At 38.6% G+C, this 7,159-nt stretch carries 5 protein-coding genes; 4 read left to right on the top strand and 1 reads right to left on the bottom strand.

What is annotated here, in order from left to right:
* Positions 1-187 precede the first annotated feature (187 nt).
* Positions 188-2,011, top strand: coding sequence for a leucine-rich repeat domain-containing protein (locus WAZ74_RS08520; RefSeq protein WP_422307812.1), 1,824 nt, complete (start codon positions 188-190; stop codon positions 2,009-2,011).
* Positions 2,004-2,138 carry a hypothetical protein gene (locus tag WAZ74_RS08515; protein ID WP_422307810.1) on the top strand — a complete coding sequence of 45 codons (135 nt, stop codon included), beginning with the start codon at positions 2,004-2,006 and terminating at the stop codon, positions 2,136-2,138. Before WAZ74_RS08520 ends, WAZ74_RS08515 begins: the two co-directional genes overlap by 8 nt.
* A 605-nt stretch (positions 2,139-2,743) precedes the next feature.
* Here the strand turns inward: WAZ74_RS08515 and WAZ74_RS08510 are convergent.
* On the bottom strand, positions 2,744-3,223 hold the full coding sequence (locus WAZ74_RS08510; protein WP_422307808.1) for a hypothetical protein: 480 nt from the start codon (positions 3,221-3,223) through the stop codon (positions 2,744-2,746).
* A gap of 253 nt (positions 3,224-3,476) precedes the next feature.
* Here WAZ74_RS08510 and WAZ74_RS08505 point away from each other — a divergent pair, with 253 nt between their 5' ends.
* Both WAZ74_RS08505 and WAZ74_RS08500 read left to right on the top strand, forming a co-directional pair.
* Complete coding sequence (locus tag WAZ74_RS08505) at positions 3,477-5,897, top strand: type I restriction-modification system subunit M (protein WP_422307806.1); 2,421 nt, start codon at positions 3,477-3,479, stop codon at positions 5,895-5,897.
* On the top strand, positions 5,897-7,147 hold the full coding sequence (locus tag WAZ74_RS08500; RefSeq protein ID WP_422307804.1) for a restriction endonuclease subunit S: 1,251 nt from the start codon (positions 5,897-5,899) through the stop codon (positions 7,145-7,147). The genes WAZ74_RS08505 and WAZ74_RS08500 overlap by 1 nt, the downstream gene beginning before the upstream one ends.
* Positions 7,148-7,159: the final 12 nt, after the last annotated feature.

The following is a 7,159-nucleotide window of genomic DNA, read 5'->3' as shown; positions in this document are numbered from 1 at the left end:
CAGGCAAATAAGGAAAATAGCGCAGTTAATATCGGGATATTACCCAGCTATTTGACGATGTTTGGCAAAATTTAGCTATTTTTAGTCCCTTTAGATGTCCATCGATTGAATTGAGGACACGCCCTAGCATAAATAATTTTATAGTCGATATTTCAAGCTATATAGCTAACTGTTTAGGAAGAGTAGCATGACAACTAAAAAGGACCCAGCTATCAAGCCATGGATGGAAGAACTCTGGGCATGGGCAGATAAATTCGAGCTCTCAGAAGAAGAGTTACCTCGTAACATTAATGCTTTACTGGCTTTGACTGAATTAACGTTAACTGAAAAAAATATTACCGAAGTACCAAAATCTATAGACAACCTTAAGAATCTTAAAATCCTTAATCTTAGTGAAAATTATGAACTAAAAGCAGTGCCTGAGAGTATTGACAATCTTATTCATCTAGAAGAACTACATTTAGGCTATATATCACTTAAAAAGTTACCTAAAAACCTTATTAACCTTATTAACCTAAAAGAACTTAATTTAGACGGTAATAAACTTAAGGTATTCCCAGAAAGTATTGTTGATCTTGTAAACCTAGAAGAGTTATCACTTTATGACAATGCGTTAAACAAACTACCTGATAGTATTAGTCAAATAAAAAGCTTGAAGATACTTGGCTTAGGAAGTAACAAACTTAAGACGCTTCCAGAAAGTATTGGTGATTTTACAAATCTAGAAGATTTGAGTCTTGACGATAATGCGCTAAACACGCTACCTGATAGCATTGGCAAATTAAAGAACTTGAAAGAACTTAATTTATACGGTAATAAACTTAAGAAGATTCCAGAAGGTATTAGTGATCTTGCAAATCTAGAATATTTGATTCTTAGCCATAATGCGTTAGACATGCTACCTGATAGCATTGGCAAATTAAAGAACTTGAGAGTACTTAATTTATACGGCAATAAACTTAAGAAGCTTCCAGAAGGTATTAGTAACCTTGCCAACTTAGAAGAGTTGCGTCTTGACCATAATGCGTTAAACACGCTACCTGATAGCATTAGCCAAATAAAAAGCTTAAGAACACTCAATGTAGGAAGTAACAAACTTAAGACGCTTCCAGAAAGTATCGTTGATCTTGCAAATCTAGAATATTTGATTCTTAGCCATAATGCGTTAAACACGCTACCTGATAGCATTAGTCAAATAAAAAGCTTGATAGGACTTAATTTAGACGGTAACAAACTTAAAACGCTTCCAGAAAATATTGTTGATCTTGTAAACCTACAACAGCTATCACTTTATGACAATGCGTTAAACACACTACCTAACAGCATCACCGAACTAAAGGCATTAGAGATTTTATTACTCTATGGCAACCAACTAACCGATTTGTCTAGCAAAGTCATTCAATTCTTGGAAGACTTAGGACTTACTGTCGATGATTGGAAGCCAGATACTGATGATTCAGTCGTAAGCCAAGAGCCTAATTATGAAATGTACTTAGATGAAGTACCTGATAATGTTTCTATTGATGAAGTAGAGTTAGATAATGCTATTATTGAATCAATAGAGAAAGAAGTCATCAATGTTCTTGATAAGATTATCAAAGACAATGTTACTAATTTTGATCAAGACAGAGGTTACAAAGTACGTCCGGGTTATGGCTATGATAAATTCTATTTAGACCTTATTGATGGGTCTTATGACATGAGCTTACAGAGCTTGGTGCATTACATTATGTATGAGGACGGTCATTACCAGAAATTCTTAAACAAATCACAATACGCTAGACTGCTTCATGTCATACAACAGTATCCAGAATCTATTTTTGGTCTCGACCATGAGTTAGATGCCAACTATGAGCAGATTCAGCATGACTTAATCGATAGAATCTATTATAAATCTGTCAGATTTGTAGGTATAACCTTAATTAAGAGTGGCTTTGACGTTAAAAGTACTTTTGATGAATATATATATGACTGGGATGAAAATAGTACGGGAGAAGATGCGAGTGAGTAATCTCGATGATGCTGTACACAAGGGGCTGTTAGAAGTTACTGAACCTGCAATGCTCATACGGATTAATGAGCTATTTCGAGACTATATATCTGCTAGCGAGCTATATGATGCCACTCGTAGTAGTTGAAAAGTGAGTCTCGATCGCGCTAATAATGTGGGATATGCTCTATCGGTATATAAAGGCATTGTACGTGAGGTATATTTGGTAACCGCATAGCAGGCGACTGATACAACGGCTCATGAAAAAAACAAGGGTCGTTTTGAGTTTATCGGTGATATTGCTGAAGATGCCGTTAGAGATAAATACAAACTTAAATCAGTGAAGCATTATTTCAAAAAAGGAAATGTGAACCTTTTCATGTACCTTAATTGCTAATTTCATAATATTAAGATTTTTAGGTCGAACAATTTTACTAAGATCAGCATGGTTGATTCTACAATCCTAAATGAGTCAATCATGCTTATTTTCATAAATAAATTAATGTGAGATATTTTAAGCTGCACAGGTAACCACTTAGGGAATGGGTAGTAGGACGGTTATCAACCACCCTACCGTATTCGCTATCATGCCACTGCTTTAGCAACTTATTCTATAACCTGTGTTTAGATATGAATAATTAAGTCACGCTCTAAGCTCGTCGTGCTTGATAAATGCTTTTTTTATTGACTAAACAATACTTAATTGCTGAGAGTGTAGTTATTAATATTGAATAGCGTTATACAGCTATGAATCTAGTCCATTACAATTGGAGTGCAGAAAGCAGTATCTTTATTTTTGATAGCTCTAAAGCACTTCAGTATGCCGTTATCTAATTCAGCAGATCCAGCTTCGCGTAGCTTATCCATTGCAGTCTCAGAAACCACTTTGAACGTTTTCATTCTAATATGTACAAGTTCGCCAGGTTTACCGTTTAAAGAAACCTGTTTCACTAAATTTTTTACCCGACCATCATCACCAGAATCAAAAGTAGCGTCATTAACGGTGCTATATTTCTTACCGTTTTTTAGCTTATAGTCCATATTGTCTATACCGTAAGTACTGGCACCACCTATGGCACCCGTGTAAGTACAAGCAGACTTTATCGCTTTTTTCTTAGAGATTGAGTCAATAACAGTGCATTGAGTTTTACCTTTAACTTCAGCAACTCCAGCCATTGCACTGACTGACATTAATGATAAAGGGATAAGAACAAGTAGAGACGCTAATTTCATAGATATTTCCTAGGCTTGGTTTCTTTAATGGCTAATTATGATTGATTAAAGCTCAACAAACAATAAACTTTAGCTTATTAAATTTAATTGATTTTAATGTCACGTAGTTCTTAGATGGAGATCAACTATGCACTTAGATATTGAGATCTACCCTATATAACACAGTCAATAACACGCCTAGCAATATAAGCGATTAGAAGTATAATACCTCCCATTAAAGTATTTTCTAAACTTAATAAAAAAAGATCTAACTATGGCACTTAAAAAGACTGAAATATATTCAACCCTTTGGGCAAGTTGTGACGAACTACGTGGTGGTATGGATGCCAGCCAATACAAAGACTATGTATTGACCATGCTATTTATGAAGTACGTGTCGGACAAATTTAAAGACGACCCTTATGGCGACATCCTAGTCCCTGAAGGCGGTAGCTTCGATGATATGGTGCTACTTAAAGGCGATAAAGAAATCGGTGAAAAGGTTGATAAAATCATTGGTAAACTTGCCGAAGAAAATGGGTTAAAAGGTGTGATTGATGTCGCCGATTTTAATGATGAAGAAAAGCTTGGAAAAGGCAAAGAGCACGTTGATCGCTTATCTAAGCTTATCGGTATCTTTGAAGGTCTAGACTTATCTGGTAACCGTGCTGATGGTGATGACTTGCTTGGTGATGCTTATGAATACCTGATGCGCCACTTCGCTACGGAGTCAGGCAAGTCAAAGGGGCAATTCTATACACCGTCAGAGGTGTCTCGCATCTTATCTAAGATTATCGGTATTAATAATGATACGCCAATCGATGCCACGGTTTACGATCCCGCATGTGGTTCCGGATCGCTGTTACTTAAAGCGAGTGACGAAGCACCGCGAGGTCTGACTATCTATGGTCAAGAGATGGACTCAGCTACGACCGCTTTGGCAAAGATGAATATGATCTTGCACGGGGCAGCAGGGGCAGATATCTATAAAGGCAATACCCTCGCCTCGCCACAATTCGTTGAAGGCAATCAGCTTAAAACTTTTGACTTTGCGGTCGCTAACCCACCTTTTAGTAATAAAAACTGGACGAACGGTCTCAATGCAGAAGCAGATGAATTCGGTCGCTTTACATGGGGCATACCACCAGAGAAAAATGGCGACTATGCTTTTCTTTTACATATTATCAAAAGTTTAAAGAGCACGGGCATTGGTGCAGTTATCCTACCACATGGTGTACTGTTCCGAGGTAACGCCGAAGCGCATATCCGTAAAAACCTAATCAAGCAAGGTTATATCAAGGGTATCATCGGCCTGCCAGCTAACTTATTCTATGGTACGGGCATCCCTGCATGTATCATCGTTATCGATAAGGTAACGGCAGCCAGCCGAGCAACCGGCGAATCTGGCTTATTTATGATAGATGCCAGCCGTGGCTATATGAAAGACGGCAATAAAAACCGTTTACGCAGTCAGGATATTCATAAAGTGGTCGATATGTTCAATCATCAGTCTGAGCTGGCGGGTTTCAGCCGTATGGTCAGTATGGATGAGATTATCGATAACGAGTACAACCTTAATATTCCACGCTATATCGATGCGAGTGAAGATGAAGACCAGCACGATCTAATTGCTCACCTACAAGGCGGTATTCCGCTAGCCGATATTGATGCGTTAGAATCCTATTGGCAAGTATTCCCAAGCTTACGCAAAGCTCTATTCTCTGACTTGCGAGACGGCTATCGTCAATGTCTCGTGCCAGCAAATGAAGTCAAAGCGACGGTACTGGCGCATCCTGAGTTTATCCAGTTTGCTAGCGAAAGCCTGACGCCATTTAGTGACTGGTGGACAGCGATTAACCTTACAGATATCCAACAAAGTGACAAAGCCAAAGCGATTATTCACCGTATCAGTGAAGACTTACTACAGCGCTATGCCAATGCCGCCCTACTCGACAAGTATGACATCTATCAAATTCTAATGGACTATTGGTCAGAGTCGATGCAAGACGATGTTTATGCTATTGCCCAAGATGGTTGGATAGTCGGTAAGCAGCTACGTAAGCTAGTTGTCACAAAAGGTGAAAAGCTTAAAGAAACAACAGACTTAATCATCGATAAAACCAAATACAAAGCCGAGCTTATCTCTCCAGCGTTAATCATTGACCGCTATTACTCTGACGAGCAAGACCATATCGATACGCTACAAGCTGAGCTCGATACCATCATCAGCACTATCGCTGACTATACTGAAACCCATGGCGATGATGACGGTCTATTGGCTGATGCTAGTAATGATAAAGGCAGCTTTAATAAAGGCAGTGTTAGTACTCGTCTAAAGCTAGCCACTGATAACGATGAAATCAATGCGCTTAAACAGTTACTTACTTATTTTGAGTCAGAAGCTACTGCAAAAAAAGCAGTCAAAGAAGCCCAAGACGCATTAGATTTAGCAGTATTTAAGAAGTACCCGACGCTCACTGAGGATGACATCAAAACTTTGCTGGTCACTGATAAATGGCAAGCGATACTACAGTCGCGTATTGAAGCAGAGATTGAGCGTATCACCGCTCAACTTGCCGAGCGTGTCACCGTACTGGAAGAACGTTATGCTGAGCCATTGCCAAATCTGCTCGAAGAGGTCGATAAGCTAAGCCAAAAGGTCACCGCGCACTTGCAAGCGATGGGAGTGGCGTAATGAGTGAGGTTACTGTACCAACTGGTTACAAGAATACTGATGTTGGCATTATTCCAGAGGATTGGGAAGCTATAGCTATTGGTGAAGCTTTAACCATCAAACATGGTAAAGATCAAAAAGGTGTTGAAAGCGTAAGTGGAAAATACCCAATTTTTGGTACTGGCGGACAAATGGGATGGGCTACTGCATTTTTATACGATAAGCCATCAGTTTTAATTGGTCGTAAAGGCTCAATCAATAAGCCAAGATATATTACTGTACCCTTTTGGACAGTGGATACTCTCTTCTATTCACAAGTACACAATGGCTACGATGAAAAGTTTATGTTCTATAAGTTTTGTCTGATTGACTGGACGATATACAACGAAGCATCTGGTGTGCCTAGCTTAAACGCTAGAACTATTAGTAATGTCAAAATATCAGTACCAAAAAAACAAGAACAAACCGCCATCGCCAACGCTCTATCAGATGTCGATAATTTAATTAAATCGCTAGAAAGGCTCATCTCTAAAAAAGAGGCCATTAAAACCGCTACCATGCAGCAGCTCTTGACGGGTAAAACTCGTCTGCCTGAATTTGCCATTAGTGAGGATGGTAGTAAAAAAGGGTTTAAACAGACGGATTTGGGACAGATTCCTGAGGATTGGGACTACAAGGCTCTATCCGAAATGACTGAAAACAAAGGACTTGTTAGAGGTCCTTTTGGCGGTGCATTAAAAAAAGATAGCTTTGTTAGAAAAGGTTTCAAAGTGTACGAACAGAGAAACGCAATCTATGCAAATACAGATATTGGTAAATACTACATTAATAAAGATAAATTTAATGAGCTACAGCGATTTACGGTTAAACCTAGAGACTTCATAGTAAGTTGCTCGGGTACAATAGGCAGAATATATCAAATTCCTCTAAATGCTCCTGCAGGTATTATTAACCAAGCTCTGCTTAAAATAACACTTCATATAAATACTGACGAACAATTCTTTTATCAGATCTTTAACTCTAAAGAGTTTCAGGAAAATATTACTGATAGTACTCAAGGTGGTGCTATGAAGAATTTAATTGGGATGTCAGAGTTCAAAAAAAGCCTTATGCTAATGCCATCTAAACCAGAACAGACCGCAATTGCCACTATCCTTTCTGATATGGACACAGAAATCCAAGCCTTAAATATCAGACTTGCCAAAACGCAGGATATGAAGCAAGGCATGATGCAGCAGCTATTGACGGGTCGAGTGCGCTTACCACATTAATTATTAAGAATG

The sequence above is a fragment of the Psychrobacter sp. genome, assembly GCF_049295055.1.
Taxonomy (GTDB): Bacteria; Pseudomonadota; Gammaproteobacteria; order Pseudomonadales; family Moraxellaceae; genus Psychrobacter.
Note: the sequence above shows the minus strand (reverse complement) of the source record. Positions and strands in the feature narration are given on the sequence as shown.